Below are 22,431 nucleotides of genomic sequence, written 5' to 3' on the forward strand. Positions count from 1 at the left end.
GAGTCCGGCTCCAATACTTCTCGCTGGTGAACCTGAGCGTCCCGGCGTCGCTCGTTCGAGGCCGCTGACAAGGTCGTTGATGCATCTGCCCGCTATGGACAGGCCGAGGCCGGAGCCGGTTTCTGTGGTACCGGTGAGGGAGCGCGGTAGAAGTGTTCGAAGACCTGCTGAGCGTCATTCTCCGTCAGTCCGAGACATTCGTGAGTGACTTCGATGACGCATGCCTGAATGCCTGGAGGGAGGCGGAGTGGCGCTGGTGCAGCTGGACCGGCCGGTGCCGCCGGTCAGCGGTCCGGTGTGTGGGTAGGTCCGCGCGACGTCAAGGCTGGCATGGCAAGGAGACGTGGTGGACTTCCGCTTCAACGTGTAGCGGGTGACGTGGCACGGCTCAACTGATCTGGCAAATATGCAGGTCAGATGGGGTCTGTCTTCGGAGGCAGGCCCCTTTCTCGTCCCCGTGCTGACTTGGTGCTGACCTGTGAGCACCCCTCATCACCCCTCCCGTGCTGGTTCCGCGCTGACCCGTGGGCCGTAGCTCCGCATCGGGGAAACGGATGCGGTCTGGTGGCCCGCACATGACTTCTTCACTCATCCGCAAGGGGGACCGACTGGAGCAGATCATCAACGCCCACGGCGCCGGAGGTTCCGCCGAATGAGCCGGTTCCCGATGGACCACGAGACGGACTCCGTCCGGCGGGCGATTCTCGCCGCGATGAACTGCCTGTTCGCAGGCACCCCACAGCGGTCCACCGGACGACTGAATGTGTTGCAGCTGGCCATCGAGGCTAGTGCCAAACGGTGGCATTTCACCCACCAGCACACCGACCTCAAGGACCTATTCCAGGCCCAGGCCATGAAAGAGGAGGCGAAGAGATCGGCGCACCTCCGGCACGCAGATGAGTTCGAGGCGCTCAAGAAGAATCACGCCGAACTCCAAGCCCACTGCCGGGATCTGGAAGGCCGGCTTCAGATCTACGCCACAGCCCTGAACCTGCTCGCCCTGGAGAACGCTGCTTTGGCCAGCCGCGATGGTGAGGAAGCAAAAGTCTTGGCGCTACCCTGACAGCCACGCACCTCGTGAACAGGGACGTCGGCCATGTGACCAGTCCCATCTCGTGGGCGGCAGGCTGCCGATGATCAGATGCGGCCGGACTGGATGTAGCGCGAACCGTTCGGGGCCTCCAGGCTCAGTCGTTCCTGCCTCGGCGCATGTACCCGCGCCCGCAGCGCATTGTATCCGTCATACTCCGATAATCGCAGAACGTCACACCTGTGGAACCCTACGAGTTCAACCTGGGGAACTGCGAGTGAAGACGTCCAGTGGCAGAATCGCGTGTAGGGGTCCATCCGATTCGGGCTCAGGTGGTAAAGATGAGTGACCACTCAGGCGCCAAGTCTGTAGACGTCGCTTCTCTTTCCCCGAGCGTCTTCGGGGTGGTAACAGCGTTGCCAAAAGAGTTCGCCGCTATGCGCGCGGTTCTGGACGAGTCCCAAATCGTAGAAGTCAAGGACGATCCAAATGACTACGCAGTTGGGACCGTAACAGCCCTGGACGGCTCTGGAACACATCGAGTGGTGGTGACCCTTCAGAAGAAGCCCGCCAACAACAGCGCAGCCATCGCGGCGTCACATCTGTTGGGTAGTTTCCGGGATATCAAGTACGTGTTGATGGTCGGAATCGCTGGGGGTGTACCTCATCCACGTCACCCTGACAAGCATGTTCGCCTCGGCGATATCGTGGTATCGAACCACTTTGGTGTCGTGCAATACGACAACGTCAAGCTGGCGGAAGGCGCGGTAGAGATCAGAGACTCTTCTTCGTCACCATCCAGCGCGCTGATCGGTAAGGCAAACCTTCTGGAGTCCGAGAAGGACCTGGGAAGCTTCCCATGGGAGCAGCACATTGCTCATGCTTTGGTGCGCCTTCCTGGAGCCGTGCGACCCGACGCATCGACAGATCGGCTTTATACCTCCAGCCAACCAGCTCGGATCATCCGGCATCCTCGGGATCCCAACCGTCGGGTGGGACACCCGCGCGTGCACTTCGGAAGAATCGCTTCAGCAAATGTACTCTTGAAAGATCCTCGGATTCGCGATGCCTTGAGAGATCGTCTTGATGTGCGGGCTGTTGAGATGGAAGGCTCAGGCGTTGCAGATGGATCGTGGACTGCAGGTCAAGGATATCTCGTCATCCGAGGCATATGCGACTACTGCGATCCCTACAAGAACGACACTTGGCAGGCGTATGCGGCCGTAGTTGCGGCTGCCTACGCCAGGGCGCTCATCGAATTCTTTCCCGCCCCACTCGATCCCTTGAAGGAGGAAGCACTTGCAGAGGCGCGAACCAAGCTAGAAGATGCGGAATCTCATAGCGTGCGATACGAATTTGAGGCGGCGGCGAATCTATGCGAAGAAGCGAGAGATCTCGCCGAGACTGGCAGCGATCTCCAGCTTGAAGGTCGCGCACATCTTGGCGCAGCACGCAATTTGGCCCAACAGTTGTGGCATTCGTCGCCAGATGATGCTGGCCGAATCGAACAATTTAAGATGATCGAAGATCATGTTGCCGCAGCTGAGCGACTGGGCTCAGACCCAGTCCGCGTGGCAGCAGAGCGACTGTTGCTGGCCCGGGTGCAGCAGCGGCCAACCGAGATGTTGCGACTGGCGGACGATGTAGCCCGGCTGGCAGATCCGAACGCTATCGACTATCAAGTCGAAGCTCTATCTGCTCGCCTAGAGGCCCTCTCGCGGCTTGGGCAGGAGGAGAAGGTGCTTGCGCTACGTGGTGAGGTAGAACGTCTACTCGCCCGCGCAGTGGGCGACCCGCGACTCGCCCTTGGCGCAAATTGGCTTGCCGCCACCTGCCATACAGGGACGGTTTTAACTAACGACGTCGAGGATTTCGTCGGTGATGTAAAGGACCTGTTGGAGCAAGGTACAGTCCCCCGGACGCTAGCGGTGCACTCACTTGGAGAAATCGCCGCACAGTTCAACCGCGCGGGCCGCCTGGACGACACTCTCACCTTGCTTGTAGCGAGCTACGATATCGCTGCGCCCGCAGCAGACGCTGCCCTGTCCGCAACCATTGCTCTCCAAACAGCCGAACTGGCGGCAGAGCTAGGCGAGGGGCGGATAGCCCGGTTGTACCTTGGGCGAGCCGAAGAATGGTGCGAGAAGCACAAGCCCGCGTTTGGCGTACCAATGGAATCATGGGTGACCCTACGGGTAAGCACCCTATTTGCGCGAGGTCGGACACTTGCCCGCCTCGCGGCCGCGTCGGAGAGTACCCGAGATGCTCGGGAAACAGCGCTTGCCGAGGCTCACGAGGCTCTCGGTTTGGCTTTGACGTTCACAGACCAAGAACGGACGCATATTAAAGGAAATGCAGGAATCCTCTTGGCTGATATAGCCTTCTGGAGTGCGAGGGTCGCTGAGAGTCTAGGTCGGCTAGAAGAGGCTGCAAAACTCTTTTGCGATGTGAGATCAGACACCGCAATGGCGCATCCACAATTCTCGTTCCAGGTTGGCATGGAAGCATGGCTACGCGAAGCGGAGGATCTTCGACTTGCAGGCCACCCGGAACGGGCAAGTGATCTCGTCAAGAGCCTACTCACCGACACCGATGATAGCGACCGTCCTGATATGGTCTCCACTCGTGCACGTGCCTTCGACAGACACCTCGACGACAGGGAACTACCCACCATCGGGTGGCTACGCTCACAGGAAGCACGAGATATAGCACTCGTTGCCCGAAGAAGTTCACTACGTGAAGCTGTGGCAGCGCAAGTGAGCCCGGTTGTGTCCTGGTGGGAAGAATGGCACAACCAAACAGGCGGCCCTGAATCGGAACTTCTGGACGCATGGGGTCGAGGCGGATTCTTGAGAGTCGCGGCAGCCGTCCAAGCTAAGCCTCACGATGCTATCGCCGTCGACGTGTTTTCAGTTGATGAAATCCGATCCCTGGCACGCATGCTATGCCCTCTCTTCGATACGGTCATCGTCAAATGGAAGGGGCAACTTGGAGGCGGCATGGTGATGGTTCCCTTGCCTACCGACATTGCAGTTACGGGCGGCCACGGCTATGAGTGGACAAGCACCCGGATACGCGATCGCTGGGCTATTGCGGTAGGGTGGGCCAACCCCCTTCCACGAAAAGTTACAGCGTTTCTGGCAGGGGAGGCTTCGGCTCTATTTAGAGGCGGTCGACTCCTCGTTCTTCCCGCTCCACTTGTGGGATGCACTCAGAGTGCGGTCGGATGGACAGATGACTGCCTCGCCAATGTTTTTCTCGCTGGAGTATTCAGCGTAGGCCGGAAAGGTGCGGTTGCCGGCCAGGGACAGTCACGGCTACCGCGTGTCCTAGACCTTGCCGAAGTTACTGTTCCCTTCATCGATGGTATTGAACTCTCCGACTTGGCGTCGGTGCTCGACGAGACTGCAGAGTGGGCGCTCCCAATGCAAAGCACTTTGCGGACATCGATAGATGATCTTGCGCATGAAAAACTCGGTACGGTGAAGGCAATCGAAAGCCAGTTCCGAGATGCAAGTCGCTACCTACAGGAAAAGTTCGAAAACATGTCCCAAAAGTTGGGAACGGGCTCATGGCGGGTCGTCTCGGCGCGGGGGGATGTCTCAGCCGAGAGTCGGCCGCTGCTCTCACCTGGACGCGAACCGATCACGGACATGCTGCGAGCTCTTTCACCACTTCCGAAGGACGTCTCTCCCTGGGTCCCGTACTGGCGTCTCGAAAGCTTCGGCGGATACCTTGACTGGACGTGTCCGGTCGATAATCCAAGCAGGCCGGACGATGACGAACAGCGGAATAACCCGCCCGATCTCCAAGGTTGGCTCTATCCGGGCACGTCTGGCGTTGGGTGGCGGCCGATGGTACGTTTTGCGTGATTAGCCACATTCGGCAGGAGCATAGGCAAGCCAGGTAATTTTTAGCTTAGTCCTGCATATGTGCGGTATCGGATGGTCGCATTGAGTCTTTCCCGGTAAGCGTTCGTCGCTCGCTGTGATCGCGATGCTTGCGCTGCCGCCCGTGCGGTCCCCAAGTCCGGGCAGGCGTAAGGCCCCTGGTAGGAACGATCTTGCGACGGATTGTTCTGACCGAGGGGCCTCACGTGTCGACCAGTGTCACATACACCGCGGTGCTCGATGTGAAGCGGTCCACCGCTGCTCCAGCTCGAGTACGACCGCACCATTTGATAAATCACAGAACGTTATGATCCGTTACTGGCAAAGACTCGATGAGCCATCAGCGACAGAGCAGGCGCTTAGAAGGCGCCTGGCGCATCTCGTCGGCAGGTGCTTTGACCTGCCGCTTTCTTCCTCGCTGACACGCTGTCAGGGGGTGTGGGACGTATGTGGGATGAGGGCACCTCTGGGACGGATGGGATGCAGGGGTTCCCGGCTGTGCCAAGTGGTCACCGTCTCACATCTCCTCACCTGTTCGGTGCGCCCGCGCGGAAATAGATCTACCCCTCTCCTGCGTTCTCGATCTTCGAGCCGAGGAGGGGAAGGTGTCGGGCCTGAAGCTGTTCCACACGACGAATGGCGGCGTGACGGAGGTCGCGCCGCGTCTTGCCGAGATCGAGGCGGATGTGCAGGGCCTCGTCGAGGCGCACATGGAGACGATGCTGGGGGTGCGGTTCCTGGCGAGCGAGTACGTCATCGACTGTGCTGACGGCGGACGAATCGATTCGCTGGGGCTCGATGAGAACGGGGCGCCGGTGGTCGTGGAGTTCAAGCGCGGCACCTCGGCCAGCGTGATCAATCAGGGTCTGTATTACATGGCGTGGCTGATGGCGCACAAGGACGCCTTCCGGCACCTGGTCCGCGACCGGCTCGGGGTATCGGCCGCGTCCCAGGTGCTGTGGAGCGCACCCCGGCTGATCTGTGTCGCCGGCGATTTCACCCGCTACGACGGGCACGCCGTACGCGAGCACAGGCGCAGCATCGACCTGGTCCGCTACCGGTTCTTCGGCAAGGACCTGATTGGACTTGAGACCGTGGCTTCCGTCACCGGGCGGACGCCGGCCGTGCGGCGGGTTCGCCGGAGCGCGGCCGGGCTGCCGCCCGCCCGAGAGCAGGGCGGTGCGCTGGCGGAGCTGGTGGAGGCGGTTGATGAGGTGCTGCTCGGCCTCGGGGACGGTGTCAGCCGGGTGCAGCGCAAGCAGTACCGGGCCTATCAGCGCCTGCGGAACTTCGCTTGCGTTTGCCCGCCGCAGAAGACCAAGCTCCTCGTCTATCTCAAGGCCGACCCGAAGGAGGTCGACCTTATGCCTGGCTTCACTCGGGATGTGACGGGGCTGGGCCACCACGGCACGGGCGACCTGGAGGTGCAGTTGCGCTCCGAGCGGGACATGGAGCGGGCCGTGGACCTCTTCCGCGCCAGCTACGCGGCGGCGTAGCCGTCCGGTGTGTTTGTGACGTGAGGGCGTACGGGGTTGGGCGGCTGTGGATGTTGTGGTGGTCGTGCCTTCCGACGTACGGGCAGGTAGTGGCGGTGGACCACCAATGATGCGCGGGATCGCCGGTTTGGCCAACCGGCGATCCCGCGCTATGTTGCCCCGCTTCGAAGCAGGCTGCGTTCACCTGCCCGAGCCGTCATCAGCTCGCCGCAATCGTCAGCGGTGCTTCGGGTGCCGGACGGCCTGCGATGCCAGTCCGCACCCTCCCGGAGCCATCGGGGACCGGAGGGGACCGATGCCGCCACCGGCCGCGCCGACCGATGCGGGTCAGTCGACGGTGCGCCGGCTAGGCCGTACTCGTCGTGCGGGCCCCAGCCGATGTGCCGGGGCAGGGCCAAGCGCCCGGAGGCAGGCCCCGGCCGAACTCGTCGAGTGGGCTCCGGGACGGAGTGCTCATCGTGTGCGCCTACTCGTGGATGCCCGGCTCTCGCACTGACGTCGGTCCGGTTCGAAGGCTAGTCCGGGCGCGACCACCTACGTTGGTTCATCTTGAGATCACGCGGTTCGCGGCCGGGAAACCCACCTGCCCGGAGGCTATGGCTCGTGGTCTACTGCCGCTCATGCAGCTGCTGATGCTGGATCTCGACAACACATTGGTAGACCGCGACGCCGCCTTCCGGGCCGCGGCGACCGCTCTCCTGGCGGAGAATGCACTGCCTGAAACCGACATCGACTGGCTGATGACCCTCGACGCGAGCGGCTACACACCCAAACCCGCTGTCGCCGAGGCCATGACGGACCGCTATGGCACGGTGCTTCCTGAGAGTGCTATCCGGACTCTTCTTGACCGTGGCGCGGCTGATCGCGTCGTACTGGCCGAGACCACCCGCGAGGCGCTCGCCAAGGCGCTGTCCCGCGGCTGTACCTGCGTGATCGTCACCAATGGCCGGACCGTGCAGCAGGAAGCGAAGATCCGTAATACGGGGCTTGACCGGCTCGTCCAGGGCTGGGTGATCTCCGAACACGTCGGTCACAAGAAGCCGGGCCCGGAGATCTTCCAAGCGGCGGCGGAAGCCGTCGGAGCTCCCCTCACTGGCGCCTGGATCATCGGTGATTCACCGCACGCCGACATCGCGGGCGCGAACGCGCTCGGTCTTCGAAGCGTGTGGGTGTCGGGTGGGCGGCGGTGGCTCCAGGACGCCTACCGACCCACTCATGTTGCCGACGATGTCTCCTCCGCGATCAACTTCGTTATCAGCACGACGTGATAGACGCCACGGGTCCGACCCAGGGGTCTCAACAAGAGCCGAGCGCGAAAAAATCGAGGCGGCCCAAACGGCTGCTGCGGCAGACTGACCGATCCCATGTGCTGGGTGTATGCGCCCACAGCTCGAGATCGTTTGGAGGAAGGCGATTTGACTGAGTCGAATCAGCCGGCAGCCCGGTGGAAGAGCGAACCGATGACGACGCGGCTCATCGCCGCTGTTCTCGTCACGGATCCGGACAGCGGCAGACTCCTCATCCTTCGGCGGAGCGCGCACTTGGATTTCGCGCCTGGCGAGTGGGACGTCCCCAGCGGCAAGGGCGAGCCCCGTGAACCGATCACCGCGACCGCGGTACGGGAACTGAAGGAGGAGACGGGCGTCGTGGCCGCCGAGGCGGACCTACGCCTGGTCCACGTCGTCCACGGCTCCTGGGGAGCGGAGGTCCCAGGGATGTTCATGGCCCTGGTCTTCCACACCGACCGGTGGAGCGGTACTCCCCACAACGCGGAGCCGCACAAGCACGACACCATCGCCTGGGTGCCGCCGGACGACCTGCCGCAACCGTTCACACACACCACCCTGGTCGCCGTCAAGCGGTACCTGGACGGCGGCCCGATCCTTTCATTCGACGGCTGGGCAGAGGCCGGATGACGGTCAGTCCGGGCAGCTGCCCGAGGGGCGTCGTCCGAAGCCGTGAAGCTCAGAAAGGAGCCGCGCGGCTTCTTTCCTGGCCGGCTCCAGACGGGGATCCTTGGGGTGCGCGTGTGGCCCCGCGATCTTCGCGCACACGAACAGTGCCATCAGCCGACCGGACCTGCTCTCCAGGTCCGGCCGACGCTCGCTCCACACACGTTCCGCCAAGGCCGGGACGGCGAGGGAGTGGCCCCATAGCGTTGCCGCGTCCAGCCCTCGTGGTGCCATGCCCCAGTCTTCCCAGTCGATCATGCAGAACTCCGGGCCGGTCACGTTCGCCCACGTCAGGTCGGCGTGGGCCGGCAGCCACTCCTCCACCGTGGTGTCGGTCACCTCGGGAAAGACTTCCCCGAGGGTTGCTCTCACCAGCTCCTGCCTGATGGTTTCGGTGTCCGGCGTGGCGACGCGGGGTGCGGACTGGGCAGCGAGCGCGTCCAGCGAGGCGTTCAGAGCGGACCACCACGCATCCGCGAGACGAGGGTCTTCGATCACGAGAGCGGCTTGACCGACCGGCGCGGCATTGACCAGTTCCATCTCATCCGCCCGCCACATCACCGGCTCACCCGGCTCGCACCAAGCGAGCCCTGTGCACCACCGCGGCATGACGACCCCGCTCAGGACAGCAGCGGATTCGGGGCCGTTCCACCCCTGGGCGCCGATCCGGTCGAACCCTCGCCGCTCGATGCGCACCCATGTATTGCGGTCGGTCCGTGCCCCGACCGTCCGGCGCTTGCGCACCGCTGTTTCCCGGTCGAGACGTACCTGCAGCGACCGCTCCACACGCTCCAGCACCCCGTCAAGCGGTTCCCGGCGTAGATCAACAGCACGAGGCATAGGCAGCGTCATATGCGGGACCGTAGCAAGCACGCAGGGGCCGAATCCCGAGATGGGCAGCCGCCTCAATCTGTGCGGCGGCGCCGGCCGTTGACGTCCGCCGTGCGGCCGGTCTGAACTACCAGCCCACGCACTCGTCACCCTCAGGCAGAAGACTAGGACACCGTTTGGGTCGGAGCCGCCTCGTCGAACGGGGCTGAACCACCACAATGGGCGGCATGACGACCTCACCCCTGCGGGAAGCCGCACGCGTCATCGCCCTTGACGATGCCCAGCGGGTCCTCCTGCTGCGCTACCGCGAGGGCGGAGGCTACTGGGCCACTCCCGGCGGTTCCCTGAAGGTAGGGGAGGAGCACGCCGCCGCCGCGCTCCGTGAACTGAGCGAAGAACTCGGCGTCGACGAGAAGGACGTCGTACTGGGCACGCAGGTCGCCCAGCGCAGCACGGATCATGCAGTCGGCGGGCGGGAAGTCCGGCAGGTCGAGCGGTACTTTCTCGCCCAACTCGCGCCTAAGGATGTCGACCCCGCCCATGCCACTCAGCCCGACAACATCCAGGCCCATCGCTGGTGGACGCTTCAGGAGCTGAGGGACACCCCGGAGACGATCTACCCCGTTGGTCTCCTCGACCTCATCACCGAGGTACTCGCCAAAGGCGTGCCCGAGCGTCCCATCGTCCTGCGCTGACCCGACCCGCGTACATCGTCGGAGAATCAGGTCACCCGCCCGGCGGTTGCGATACCCGCCCCCTGCGCTGTGGTCGCCCTGCCATCCCGCTTTCAGGTGTATCCCAGGCTGGCCCACCCGGCGTTCAGCTGGACCACCCGCCCTGCACGCCCGCTATCGTCACGCATAACGCATAACGCATAACGCATGCGGCTCCGGCCCGAACAGAGCATGAATCACGGGGCGACTCCTGACCCAGAGCTGCCAGTGACCATGGAAGACGTGGAGGGCGAGGACTCAGCCACGTGGGATCTGTTTGTCCGCGACGTGGACGCATGGCCGGTGCGGTTCGTACGGTGACGACAACGGCCCTCCGAAGAATCCGCCATCCTTGCATGGGCGGCGTGCGGCGGAATCTACCTGGGTGCGACGACGCGAGGCCGGATGGCCTCCGACCCATCCGGCTAGCGCGTGTGACCTGACCAGTCACCAGTGGCGTGGGGCTGGCCGATCAGATGATGTATTCCTCCATCAGTTCGGCGAGGTGGACGATGGCTGGCCAGGTGGTGGCGATGTTGGTGTGGGCGTGGAGGCGTCGTTGGGCGTGGACGTACATGGCCCAGTCGGCCGGGTTGTCGCCGTCCTGGAGGAAGGCGGGCACGATCTCCAGGGAGGTGGGGTTGGAGCAGGTCCACGTCCGGTTGCCGGTCTGGGCTGGGTCGAACTTGGTGAGCGTGAGAGGGGTCTGGTTCTGATCGGGGCGCGGGTTGATGCCCCAGAAGGCGCGTTCCCCGACTTCAACGAGGCCGGAGAATCGTCCGTGCCGGGTGACGGGGATCAGTTCGTCGGTGTCGTCGCCGGCGCTGACCATTTCCTGGGTGACACCGAAAGCCCTGGGCACTGCAGAGCGATCGCTGCGCTCGCGTAGCCGGATGATGCGCAGGCCCGGTTGGTCGCCGGGCTTGCGGCGGTCTGGGTCCGCGTTAGGGGCCGTGATGTCGATGCCCGGCAGCACGAGCTGGTCGAAGGTGATGCGGCTGTCCTGTAGCCAGGGCCAGATGTCCTTGTCACTCGTCCGGGCGCGGCGTACGAGCAACAGGCGGTTGACGGTGGAGTCGAGCGACAGAGCATTGGTGAGGAATTCGGCGAGGGCCGCGCGAGCGGTACGGGGCACGCGTCCGCGGCCGGCCACGAGGGCTTCCGGCAGGGCGGTCAGCGGCATGGGGCGCTCGGTGGGGCTGCCCGTCGTCATGAGCTGTGCCGTGGACTCCTCATGGGTGTGCTGACGGATCAGCATGGGCACGAGCATCCGCTCGCCGGCGGGCGCGAGCCATACGGTGATCAGCTCGAAGGGGCCTTCGACGCCGGGTGGGGCAGTGAGTTTGGGCAGGTGACCGGCCTGGCGGAGGGCGTCCCGGAGAGCGGAAGCGGCGCGCTCGATGTCGGTGGTCGCGAAGTCGGTGCCGGGGAAACGCTTGGCGAAGGCTGCTTTGCTGGGATTGGGGTTGGCCGGCGGGATGGGGCGCAGGCCCTGGACGTTGCGGCGCAGGCTCGGGAGGACCTTCTTGAAGAGGGTTTTGGGATCGCGCTGGTGTGTGCGGGAGAAGTAGGCCGCGCCTTCCATCTCCACGATGCAGGCGATGGGGTGGGCAAGGCGGGGGAATGCACGGGTGATTCGCGTGGTGCGTTCGGCCTCGCTGGCTTCGTAGGCAGCCCGGCGGGCTGCCGGGTCCGACTCGGGGGAGCGTGGCAGGCCGGCGGTCAGGTCTTGCGGGTCGTGGCGGTGCAGGGTGAGGTTGATCGGTCCGGTGAAGCTGGCGCACTCCATTGTTGAGGTGGCGGGAGTCAGTCCGAGTTTGTCGGCGGCGGCTGTCTGTAGACCTTGCCAGGTGCGGTCGGAGGAGGCCCAGACTTCGAGTTCGTACGTGGGGGAGTCGGGCAGCTGCATCGGCAGGCGTGTCTTCGACCGGGTCCGTGCCTTGGGGCTGGGCGTCAGGGGGACCAGCCCCTTGTCCTCCAGCTGTCGGGCGACCTGAGCGAGGGCCTCCATGTGGTCGCGGGGCTGGTAGCCGTGGCCGACGGGGTGGTCGTGCGTAGCACGAGCCGGCGGGGCGCCGTCCTGGTTTGGATGGCGGTAGGTCATTCCGGTGCTGTGGACGAGGTGCGCGGCGAAGGGCTGACGCGCCGCGGTTCCAGGGGCGGCGCGCAGTTCATCGAGGCTGGGTGGCTCGTGGTGGGTGAGGCGGGCGAGGATGCTGGTGACGCCCGGCTGCCAGGCCCAGGAGCTGTCCTGTCCGCGTCGGCGAATGGTGACGGAGCTCTGCAGGAGCATGGGACGTTCGCGGCGGTGGATGAATCCCTCTTTAGCGGAGAGCAGGACGCTGGCGGTGGGGTCGCCGTTTCCGCGGCGGGGGATGTAGTCGAGCGCGTTCGTCGCGAAGCGGGTCATACCCAGGTCGATGTGGAGGTGGACTTCGGGGACGCCCGGGACGGTTTCCAGGTGGAAGGTGAGGACGTCCACGCTGGCTCCCGCCGCGCCCTCTTCATCGATGAGGGGCTCCGGTTGGCCGAGATGCAGGGTGCGGCGGCCGTCGGCTTGGGTAGGGCCGAGCCGCAGGTCACGGCGGTGGCCCAGGAGCTGAAGGTCGGTGGTGGTGAGATGTTCGGCGACGAGGCTGGGCAGTAGGTCGAAGACGTGCGCGGGAGGGTTGGCGGTGCCGTTGGCGTGGAGGCCGTGCTGGGCAAGGTCGAGGTCTTCGGGGATCCATTCGAACTGGCCGGCGCCTTCGAGACGGCCGTACCAGTCGGTGTCCGGCACCTGGGGCGCCACGTGCGTGGAGGCCCATGCCGACAGCGCGATCAGCAGCAGGTCCGGGTCGATCTCGGTACGCGCGCGCAGCCACGCCGGATGACGCGGGTTCCATTGCACGGAGGTGATCTCCGGGTCGATGAGAGTGATCAAGTCCCTCAGCGACTTGGTGGGCAGGTTGTCGGGCCCGTTGCGCTTTCGGCGGCTGGGGCGGGCCTCCCAGGCGGCCTGCAGAAGGCTGAGCATCCCCGGTGGGCAGGTCGCGCGGTAGCCGGTGACGGGCCAGCTGGCGCCGGTAGCGAAGGTGAGCGCGGTGGCTTGGGTGGCGCGGTAGGCGGGCATCAGCGGTGACCCCAGTCGATGTTGTCGAGGAGATGGGAGGCCAGGCCCCAGCAGGCGTGGGCGAGTTCATGGTCGAGGCGCTGTGCCGCGGTGGCGGTTGGGCCTGGATCGGTGAGCCAGCCGTGCAGGAGTTGCTGGGCGGCGACGATCACGCTCGTGCGGGGAGTGTCGGCAGCGGTTTTGTCGAGCGTGGCGGTGCGGGGCGCGAAGGCGGCGTCGCAGAGGTACACCAGCACCGGTTCGTTGCCGCGGATGCCGCGGCCGATCGTCTGGTGGAGCGGGACGAGGAAGTTGCCGACGAACGCCGCGTGTTCGACCGGGTCGGTCAGGCGGGAGAACAGCACCGGCTCTCCGACCCGCTGCTGCCAGCGGCGGCGTTCGCCGTGGCGGAGTTTGCGCGCGAGGTCGACGGGATCGACCGAGGGGTCGGCCAGCTCGATCGGGTTGCGGAGGCGGCGCATCGCCTCGCGGCTGAGCAGGGACAGCGGGAAGGTGGCATCGTCGGCGGGTGGGTGGATGCGGGCCAGGTAGAACACCGCGCCCAGGGCGGCGACGCGGCGGGCGTTGAGGATGTTGTGGCCGCGTTGGACGGCGCCTTCGGCAGCAACCAGGATGTCGGCGCCGGAAGCGGCAAAGGTGGGCAGTCGGCGCCTTGGGATGCTGTGCCGGGTGGGCGGGTCGTCGTCGCGGATGACGTGGAGGGCCGTGTAGGGCGTCTTGTGGTTGATGTAGTCGGCGACCGTCTGGGCATCGCGGGTGCTCTGCACGGTGAACAGGACCTGCTGACGGTCGTCGGCCAGCCGCAGACGGGCCTGCTGGAGCAGGGACTCGCGCGCACCGGGAGCTGGGTTGCAGATCCAGTCGGCGGCCGTGCACAGGGCGTGGGCGTGTCGAGTGGGGTCGCCGCCGGTGCCCGAGGTGAAGACGGGGCGGCCGTCGACGTAGCGCGGCGGCCGGAAGAACATCTTGCTCTCCTTCAGCGCCGCTCTGGCTTTGGCCGGCTCCCGTAGTACCAGGTTCGGGGCGACGTCCAGGTGGAAGCGGGGCGAGGCAGGCATCCAGCTGGTGGCGGAGGCAAGGACGACATGTGGTCCCTCGATGCCCTCGGCTGTCAGGAGATCATGGAGGTGGTAGAGCAGCCAGCGGCCGACCCCGCGCAGCCACAGGATGCTGAACGATCCGCTGTCACCACCGGGGTTGGGCTGCCACTGAAGTGCCATCAGGTTCCCGGCAGCCTGTTCGGGCACGAACGGCATCAGGTCACGTGGCGGCTGCCGGCTCCAGAAGTCCTCCCCGTCGCCGATCGGCGAGGAGCTGATGGCGTGCAGCCGTTGGGCAACTTCGAAGAAAGAGGTTGTGATTCGCGCGGCCCACACCCCGGCCTGCAGCAGTTGTGCGTACTCCGCCAGCGTGCCTCGGACCTTCGCCTCGTCGATGGCGGGCTGGTGCGTCGTGATCCATGCCTCTGCGGCCTCCTGGGCCGAGACACGAGTGTCGTGGGCTGCCGTCATCGCCTCGATCAGCTCGGCCCAGTTCGTCGCAGGAGCCTGGAACGGGGCGGAGAGCAGCGAGGCGAAGTGCTCTTCGAAGTAGTAGTCGGCGGCTTCTTCCTGCTCCGCCTTGTCCGTGAAGTCAGTCCGTTCACCAAGTCCGTGAAGGCTGCGGGCCAAGCGCCGCAAGAGGCTGTAGCCGGTGAACGGTCCCTCGGCGATGACGTCGCGCAGTGCGTCCGCACCAGAGGCGATGACCAGCCGGTACAGCTCGGTCAGTGCCTGATCGTGCCGACGGAAGTGTTTGTCGCCGGCCGTCACCTCCGGGTTGAGTAGATCAAGGAACCAGGAGTGCTCCAGTCGCTGCCCGATGCGGTCGCCTACTCGGTGACTCCAGCCCCTGCCGGGTTGGGAAAGGATCTCGTGCAGCAGGAACCGGTCGTCGAATTGCTGCTGCACGGTGTCGGCTTCGTCCACGAGCAGGACGGACAGGTGGTGCTGGGCCGCTTCGGCGACGCGGACGTCGATCTGGGACTGCGGCATCCGCGTCGACGCCAGGCCCGCCGCGGTCGTCACCCACACCTGTGCTTCGGCTACCTTGCGTGCCGCCGTATGCGAAGGGCACCGGGACAGCAGCGGGCAGTCTCGACGCCCGCTCTCGCCGGCGACGGCGAGACGGGCTGTGCAGGGCCGCTCCTCGCGGGGCAGCGGGGCCCGGTCGGTCCTGCTGGTCAGCCGCAGCTCCTCCAGGTAGCACTGATCGTCAGCGAACGCCGCGGCAGGGTCCAGACCTGTGGGGAAGGTCGTCTCGCCGTCATGGAGGAGCGAGCGCCAGAACCGGTCCTTGTGGACGCCTTCCCGGGTGCGTCCGAAGATGGGCACGGCATCGATGCCCAGGGCCTGCAGGAAGCTGACTGAGGGGCCTCGCGTTTTCCGGACAGGCTTCTGACCGTTTATTTCACGCGGTAATTCGCAACTTCTCGTACTCGGCGTGGACTTCGCACGGAGGGCGGTAACCCACCGCCGAGTGGAGGCGTTTGCGATTGTACCAGAATTCGATGTAGCGAGTGATGTCCTGCCGGGCCGCCTCGCGGGTAAGGTAAGTCACCCTTGATACGCGCTCGTTCTTCAGGGAGCCGAAGAATGATTCGGCCATGGCGTTGTCGAAACAGATCCCGGTGCGGCCGGCAGATCTGCGGAGCCCGAAGCGGTCCAGCGTCCTCCCGAACTCGGCTGACATGTAGTTACTTCCGCGATCCGAGTGAAATATCGCGCCGGCCGAGAGGTTCCTGTTCCGTGCCGCGTTACGGATCGCCCTGGATATCAGTGGGGTTTGGTAGTGGTCGTCCATCGCGTAACCGATGACTTCCTTCGTGCAGCAGTCGATGACCGTTGCGAGGTACAGCCAGCCTTCCCCGGTCGCGATATAGGTAATGTCGCCGACAAGCTTTTTGCCGGGCGCATCCGCGGTGAAGTCGCGGCCGACGAGGTCCGGCACTTGGCCGGCCGCAGCCTGAGTGAGGTTGAACCTCTTCGGCCGTGGCAGGCATGGCACCAGGCCCAGTTCGCGCATGAGGCGGCGGACCAGCTCCACGCCTGCGGCGACACCCCAGCGGTGCAGCTGGGCCTGAATGCGCCGGTGCCCGTAGGTGCTGTCGGACATGTCGAAGGCTTTCTCGATGAGCAATTTCAGTTCTTCGCGCCGCTGAGCTGTCGCGGATTCCGGGCGGGATCTCCAGTCGTAGTAGCCGGATCTGGAGACGCCGAGTCGGCCGCACATGAACTCGACGCTGTATGCGTACTTCTCGGTGTCGAGCCGCATCTCGTCGATGAACTCGTACTTGCTTGCTACCGGGGATCCTTCGCGAAGTACGCTGCGGCTTTTTTTCAGGAAGGTAACTTCCATCTCCAGCTCGCGGTTGCGTCGTTCGAGTTCTTTCAGGCGCGCCCGCTCGTTCACCGTCAGTTCCGCATCGGGGGCCGGTTCCTGCTGCTTCTGGTACTTTTTCACCCAGCCGCGTAGTGTCTCCGAGTTCAGCTCAAGCTCCCGGGCAACTTCGGAGATCGTCTTGCTTGATCTCAACGCGATCTGGACGGCTTCCTCGCGGAACTCCGGCGAGTACTTACTGGGTGGCGCCACTTCTTCCTCGTTTCCTTGTTCAGGACAACCCTATTGGGTGCCTGTCCGGAAACTTCGTGGCCCCTCAGACTTTGGCGAACACGTCGCTGCCGGAGGCGAGGACGAAACCGACCTTGCCGCCACGGCGGGTGACGATGAAGGCGATCAGGTCCAGCAGGGTGGACTTGCCGCTGTTCATCAGGCCGACCACGTGCCAAAGGCGGTCAATGGTCATCCGCCACTGCTGATCGAGGAGACGACCATTGGCGTGGTCGGCCAGCAGGGCTTCCATCTGCTCGAACCGTTTGACGAAGTCCCGATTTTCGATCTCCGGATGAGCTTCCAGGATCTTGTCGATCTGTTCGGCAGCCCACTGGAAGTCATCCCGCGTGAGCGGAATGGGCTCCTGCACCCGGGAAACCGCTGCGGGCAGCACAGCGGTCGCCGGCGCCGGGATGAAAGACTCGGGGATGCGGATCTGTTCCCGCCTGCCGTCGGCCCGCTCGAAGGAACACACCGAACCCGGCGGCGCCGGCCGGTATGAGGAGGCTGTCTGATAGGGGGCGATTTTCTGCAGCGTCTCACGGTAGACGTCATGACGGGCCGCTGCGTACGGGGTGGACCGGCGGGTGAACACGGTCGACAACTCCGGCTTGTGGCCAAGCATGTCGCAGGGTTCGAAGCCCCGCACCTGTACCGGCAGCTTCACGTACTGATCGAGCTTCTCCCGCATGGTCCCGGTCTTGGCAAGCGGGCCCATCACCTCCCGCAGGGTCCGCAGCTGCGGGCCCAGGTCCTCATCCAGACGCATGTAACCGGACAGGACCGGCCACAGCGCGCCGACGCCCTGGCCCGGCAGATGGTCGTCCAGGAACGACAGGCCCATCTCCAGCGCGCAGATCTCCCACGGCCTGAGGGGGCCGAGCAGCGGGCGCGCGCTGTCATCCGCCAATTCCTTCACCAGCGGCTTGCTCCAAGCGCGGGTATCCCTCATCGCATTCCTCCTGCCTGACGCGCACGGACGGTGGCCTGCCGCAGGAACGCCTTCTCGTCGAGGACTTCGACGCCGGAAACGCGGCCCTGCAGTTCACGCTCCAGATCCGCGCGGTAGCCGGGAGTTCTGAGGCGGTGCATGGGGATGACGATGATGCGTCGCCGCGCCGGCACGCGTGGATCGCAGCGAAAGCCCCGGGCGAGTAGGGCCGGGCTTGAGCAGTCCTTGGCGTCGACGACCCAGCGCTCCGCCTCTGCACCCGGATCCTGGGCCTTGAACGCCAACGCCATATCCCACGCATCCAGGCACGGCCAGTCCTCGACGCACAGTGTGCCGTCGGCGAGTTCGCCCAAGGCGTCCAGCAGTCGTCCCTCCAGCAGTCCCGGGTCGTGGAAGAACTGGCGGGTTGCCCGGTGCTGGGTCCAATACGCGCCCAGACACGTAACCTTGTACTGCTCTGGAACCCCTGTACAGCCGGGAGTCCCACAGTCAACGGCCCCATCATCAACCGGATTTCGGCAGTCTGCGCAGCGCCGCAGGCGGACTTTCCCCGGCGCCTGGACCGGCTGGTGGACGTAGGCGATGCGGACGAACTTCGCCAGGAACGAGTCGTGGTCGGAGTCCGCTGCCGGGAGTTCCCGCGCCAGCGCCTGGACCTCGCGGTCGCTGAGCACCGGATGGTCGATCAGCAGGCGCCGCAGTCGGCAGTAGACCCGCTGAACAGCGTCGTCGTCCTTACCGTTCATCCGGGCACACAGCATCAGGGCGGCAAAAACCTGATTCTGAACGAGTTCCGCCTCGACGTCAGCGTGCTGGATCAGGTCCGCCGCCTGCTCGGCGAACTCCGACAGGGCATCACCCTCCAGCAGCACCGCTTCGAGATCGCCCTCGGTGAGCGACAGCGGCACAGGCCACGATCCCAGCGGGTGACGGCACCAGTCGAACAGTTCCAGGTCATCGCCGGGCCCTTCCAAGCCCAGTGACTGCGCCTTCCACCACAGGCGGCCCCGTGCGTCACGCCAGGCACGCGGCAATGGCCCCGATCCGTCCGTGCCGCGGGCCTGAACGTCGGCGCGCTGTCGTTCGAGGCGGATTTTCGCCAACGCGGCACACAGCAGCTCCACCAGCAGGTAGTCGTCCTGAGCGGTCCGTGGGTCTCTTTCTCCGCCGGGGCCGGCGTCCCGCGATGCAGGGATCGCAGCAGCGGGGCGGTGGTCATCTGGAACGTCGCCGTCAACTGATTGTGGCTGCGTACCGCCGGAGGCCGACGCAGCCGCTTCCTGAGCAACACTCATAGCCGACCGGTATACCCGACCGCACTGACAACGCCCCTCAAAATTCGAATGCCTATGCGACTGACCCGCTCGTGATTTCGATTATCCTCGGCCGGAGCTGCCGGACGGCGCTGCGGGCAGCGGTTCTACGGCCTGCGGGATTCTTCTCTGAAAACCGCTCTGTCTCAGGCCCGGGGAAGGCTCGCGGCCCGCGCTGTCAGTGGTGCGTGGTGGGATATGCCGCAGCACCGTTGCCGATGTCTCCGGAGTCGCCCCATGAGCTTACGTATGACGGCCCTGTCTCTCGCGAGCCGAAAAATGGCATCGGAGCGAGCCCAGTACCTCGCTCGGGTTGCACCGATCGGACAGGAGCAGCGAGCCATCGGCCCACTCCTGGGAGGTCCGGCGCGGGCCGCTCTCGAGCGATGGGGTCCGGCGGGTGAAGCTCGCAGCGGCGACGGAGATATGCAGGGTGCCGTCGACCGCCCGCGCACATATGCCCGCGAGGTCACCGCACGGTGCGTCCCGATGACTGCGTCGGTTGCCGTATTTCGTGGTTCGGGGGAGGGATATCGTCTGTGAGTCTCCCGTGCAGGGAGCGCGACGCTCCGCGTGTGCTCACCCGGGCAAGACGAGCCTGTTGTGTACATGCAGGGCGCGCCCTGAATGTACTGACCAGCAGGATTTCACGGCCTTCGGGTCGCCACCTTTGACGAGCAAGGACACCCCCCGACTGATGGTAGTGACCCAGCAGGAGATCGAGAACCGCTTGTGGGACGCCGCCGACGAGCTGCGCGTCGCGATGCCCGAAGCGCAGTACTCCTCGGTCGTCTTCCCTCTGATGTTCTGGAAGTACCTGTCGGATACCTGGGAGCACACCCACCAGACCTTCCTCAAGGAGAACGGGGACCTCGACCTCTCAGCCGAGGAAGCCGACGAGGTCGAGTACAGCAACTACCAGACGTTCAAGATCCCCTTCATCTTCCCCGGTACCGTTGCCGAGAGCCGCGCCTCTTGGTCATCCATCCTCGCCACCGTCGCCCAGCACGGCCTCGGCCAGCGGGTTCGCGCTTCCCTCCAGGCCATCGAGTCGGCCAACCCTGACAAGTTCTCCCGAATTTTCGGGTCCATGGCCTGGACCTCCGAAGCGGTGCTTCCAGGGGAGGTGCTGGCGTCGGTCATGCGGACGATGAACCGCGTCCCCAAGATGCACGAGGGCAACATGTCCCACGACGTGCTCGGGGGAGCGTACGAATACCTGCTCAAGCGGTTCTCGGACGGGTCCGGTACCCGCGCTGGCCAGTTCTTCACGCCGCGCGAGGTCGTCGAGCTGATCATCGAACTGCTGGACCCTAAGAACCACGAGTCGGTGTACGACCCGACCTGCGGGTCAGGTGGCATGCTCATTGCCGCCGCGAACCTACTGAAGGCCCACGGCGGGCGGGGCTACACACTCAGCCTGAACGGGCAAGAGGCGGTACCGGACACTGCTGGCGTGGCCCGCATGAACCTCTTCATGCACAACCTGACCGAGTTCAAGGTCGAGGTCGGCGACACCTTGAGGGACCCGCGTTTCAAGAAGCCGGACGGGTCCGTCAAGCAATTCGACATCATCGTCGCCAATCCGCCCTACAGCCTGAAGTGGAAGCCCTGGACCAACGACCCGCGCGCCATCGGCGGGGTCGCCCCACAGTCGTCGGCGGACTGGGCATTCGTGCAGCACATGATCGCCAGCATGGATCCGAAGAAGGGCCGCGCCGGCGTCGTCCTGCCGCACGGCGTCCTCTTCCGAGGCGGCCAGGAAGCAGCCATCCGGCAGCGCGTCCTGGATCGCGACCTCCTGGAAGCCGTGATCGGGCTGCCCGCGAACCTCTTTTACAGCACAACGATTCCGACCTGCATCCTTGTATTCCGTGCCCCTGGCACCAAGGCCCCGGAGCGGAAGGACGGCGTGCTGTTCATCGACGCCTCCGCACGATTCACCAAAGCCAAGAACCGCAACGTCCTCACGGACGTAGACATCACCAACGTCGTGACCGCCTACCACTCGCGCTCCGACGGCAGCGAAGAGACTGACCTCTCGGCGCGGTTCGTCCCCACCACGGAGATCGTGGCGAACGGGTACGACCTCAATATCGGCCGCTACATCAAGCAGGCCGCCGCTGAGCAGGAAGACCTCGGCACCCTCATCGACGCCTTCAACATCGCCCGTGCCGAGCGCCAGAAGGCCGAGCGGCGCATGCTCGCGGTCCTCTCTGCCGCCGGGATCGAGGGCTTCGATGAGTGACTGGCAGCAGATCAGCCTCAGTGCCCCGGAGACTCCTGTGCGTCGCAAGGTAGCTGTCCCGCCGCAGGGATCGAGGGCTTCGGCTGGTGACGGCTATCCGCTTCGTCCGCTCGGGGAAGTGATGCGTCTCGACATCCAGCGCACACCGATGAAGCCCGCAACAACCTACCGCCTAGCCGGGGTCTTGAATGCAGGGAAGGGGGTTGTTGCTAAAGGCGAACTCGACGGCGGAGATACAGAGTACGCAGCAATGAACGTGCTTCATGCCGATCAGGTTGTGATGCGAAAGCTGACCGCGTGGGAGGGCCCGATCACCGTAGTACCTGCCGAGTTCGACGGGTTCGTCGTCAGCAACGAGTTCCCGACGTTCACGCTTGGCCCCGAAGTGATGCCCGACTGGATGAGGCATGTCTGTGGCTCACCGCGACTGTGGGCAGAGATGAAGAACCGAGTGAGCGGGACGGTTCAACGGCGCAAGCGTCTCAACCCAGAGCAGCTCTTGCAGATTCAACTGCCGATCCCGCCCCGTGAGGTACAAGCTCGGATCGTAGAGATGCTCGACGCGGTCGATGCCCAGATCACCGCACTCCGCGGGGAAGCGGAAGCGCTCGCTCGAGTTCATGACGCAACACGTGAGTCGCTGCTCAAGGATGCGCCCTTGACCCCACTCTCTGATGTCTGCGAGCTGACCGCTCGGCTCGTGGACCCGAGGTTGGAGGAGTACGCGGACTTGACCCACGTTGGTGTTGAGACGATCGCCAAAGGCACCGGGGAGATCGTCGGCGCACGAACCGCTCGGGAGGACAAGATCATCAGCGGGAAGTTCCTATTCCGTGAAGGTGATGTCATCTACTCGAAGATCCGTCCCGCGCTAAGGAAGGTTGCTGTGCCGGGGTTCTCAGGGCTGTGCAGTGCGGACGCCTACCCGCTCAGGCCCAAGGCTGGCATTCCCGCGTCCCTGCTGCGTGAGGTACTGCTCCAAGAGCGCGTAGTCGAGTCAGCGGTTTCCATGGCTGGGCGGACCAAGATGCCCAAGGTGAACCGCAAACAGCTGTTCTCGATCCAGGTAGCAATGCCTTGTCCGGACAGCATCGCTTCGGTAGACGCGGCGCTGTCTGCGCTCAGGTGGCATCGTGAGGCTGTTGTCGCTGAAGCCGCGCGCCTCCGTGAGGTTCGGGTTGGGCTGCTGGCGGGACTGCTGGACCGCACCATCGCGATTGAGTCTGCCGAACTGGGGGTCTGA

The 22,431-nt window shown here is 64.8% G+C and carries 14 protein-coding genes; 8 read left to right on the forward strand and 6 right to left on the reverse strand.

What is annotated here, in order from left to right:
* The first annotated feature begins 667 nt into the window (after positions 1-667).
* The 5 genes from E4N62_RS12175 (at position 668) to E4N62_RS12195 (ending at position 8,332) form a co-directional block, all read left to right on the forward strand.
* Positions 668-1,063 carry a hypothetical protein gene (locus tag E4N62_RS12175; RefSeq protein WP_230213883.1) on the forward strand — a complete coding sequence of 132 codons (396 nt, stop codon included), beginning with the start codon at positions 668-670 and terminating at the stop codon, positions 1,061-1,063.
* Between the two features lie 308 nt (positions 1,064-1,371).
* Complete coding sequence (locus E4N62_RS12180) at positions 1,372-4,902, forward strand: hypothetical protein (RefSeq protein WP_230213884.1); 3,531 nt, start codon at positions 1,372-1,374, stop codon at positions 4,900-4,902.
* A 623-nt stretch (positions 4,903-5,525) separates the two neighbouring features.
* Positions 5,526-6,416, forward strand: a complete 891-nt coding sequence (locus tag E4N62_RS12185; protein ID WP_230213885.1) for a DUF5655 domain-containing protein — start codon at positions 5,526-5,528, stop codon at positions 6,414-6,416.
* Between the two features lie 620 nt (positions 6,417-7,036).
* Positions 7,037-7,684: an HAD family hydrolase gene (locus tag E4N62_RS12190; protein WP_230213886.1), complete on the forward strand. Its 648-nt coding sequence runs from the start codon at positions 7,037-7,039 to the stop codon at positions 7,682-7,684.
* A 192-nt stretch (positions 7,685-7,876) separates the two neighbouring features.
* The gene (locus tag E4N62_RS12195; protein ID WP_230213887.1) at positions 7,877-8,332 is read left to right on the forward strand and encodes an NUDIX domain-containing protein; all 456 of its coding nucleotides are present in this window, start codon (positions 7,877-7,879) and stop codon (positions 8,330-8,332) included.
* Between the two features lie 3 nt (positions 8,333-8,335).
* Here the strand turns inward: E4N62_RS12195 and E4N62_RS12200 are convergent, their stop codons facing one another.
* Complete coding sequence (locus tag E4N62_RS12200; protein WP_230214101.1) at positions 8,336-9,220, reverse strand: hypothetical protein; 885 nt, start codon at positions 9,218-9,220, stop codon at positions 8,336-8,338.
* A 206-nt stretch (positions 9,221-9,426) separates the two neighbouring features.
* On the opposite strand from E4N62_RS12200, the gene E4N62_RS12205 reads away from it, so the two are divergent.
* Positions 9,427-9,894, forward strand: coding sequence for an NUDIX hydrolase (locus E4N62_RS12205; protein ID WP_230213888.1), 468 nt, complete (start codon positions 9,427-9,429; stop codon positions 9,892-9,894).
* A 490-nt stretch (positions 9,895-10,384) separates the two neighbouring features.
* On the opposite strand, the gene E4N62_RS12210 is transcribed toward E4N62_RS12205, so the two are convergent.
* The 5 genes from E4N62_RS12210 to E4N62_RS12230 all read right to left on the reverse strand — a co-directional run bounded on the left by E4N62_RS12210 (position 10,385) and on the right by E4N62_RS12230 (position 18,751).
* Entirely contained in the window at positions 10,385-13,024 is a 2,640-nt protein-coding gene (locus E4N62_RS12210; protein WP_230213889.1) for a pPIWI_RE module domain-containing protein, read from the reverse strand.
* A complete protein-coding gene (locus tag E4N62_RS12215) occupies positions 13,024-15,396 on the reverse strand; it encodes a hypothetical protein (RefSeq protein WP_230213890.1) in 2,373 nt (790 codons plus the stop codon). Before E4N62_RS12215 ends, E4N62_RS12210 begins: the two co-directional genes overlap by 1 nt.
* 76 nt (positions 15,397-15,472) lie before the next feature.
* Positions 15,473-16,654 (reverse strand): IS3 family transposase, encoded by a 1,182-nt coding sequence (locus E4N62_RS12220; RefSeq protein ID WP_230213891.1) that lies wholly within the window; start codon positions 16,652-16,654, stop codon positions 15,473-15,475.
* Positions 16,655-16,718: 64 nt separating this feature from the next.
* Positions 16,719-17,627: a hypothetical protein gene (locus E4N62_RS12225; RefSeq protein WP_230213892.1), complete on the reverse strand. Its 909-nt coding sequence runs from the start codon at positions 17,625-17,627 to the stop codon at positions 16,719-16,721.
* The gene (locus E4N62_RS12230) at positions 17,624-18,751 is read right to left on the reverse strand and encodes a hypothetical protein (RefSeq protein ID WP_230213893.1); all 1,128 of its coding nucleotides are present in this window, start codon (positions 18,749-18,751) and stop codon (positions 17,624-17,626) included. The genes E4N62_RS12225 and E4N62_RS12230 overlap by 4 nt, the downstream gene beginning before the upstream one ends.
* 886 nt (positions 18,752-19,637) lie before the next feature.
* On the opposite strand from E4N62_RS12230, the gene E4N62_RS12235 reads away from it, so the two are divergent.
* Complete coding sequence (locus tag E4N62_RS12235) at positions 19,638-21,188, forward strand: type I restriction-modification system subunit M (RefSeq protein WP_230214102.1); 1,551 nt, start codon at positions 19,638-19,640, stop codon at positions 21,186-21,188.
* 121 nt (positions 21,189-21,309) lie between these two features.
* Complete coding sequence (locus tag E4N62_RS12240; RefSeq protein WP_230214103.1) at positions 21,310-22,431, forward strand: restriction endonuclease subunit S; 1,122 nt, start codon at positions 21,310-21,312, stop codon at positions 22,429-22,431.

This window comes from Streptomyces sp. MNU76, assembly GCF_020982545.1.
Classification (GTDB): domain Bacteria; phylum Actinomycetota; class Actinomycetes; order Streptomycetales; family Streptomycetaceae; genus Streptomyces.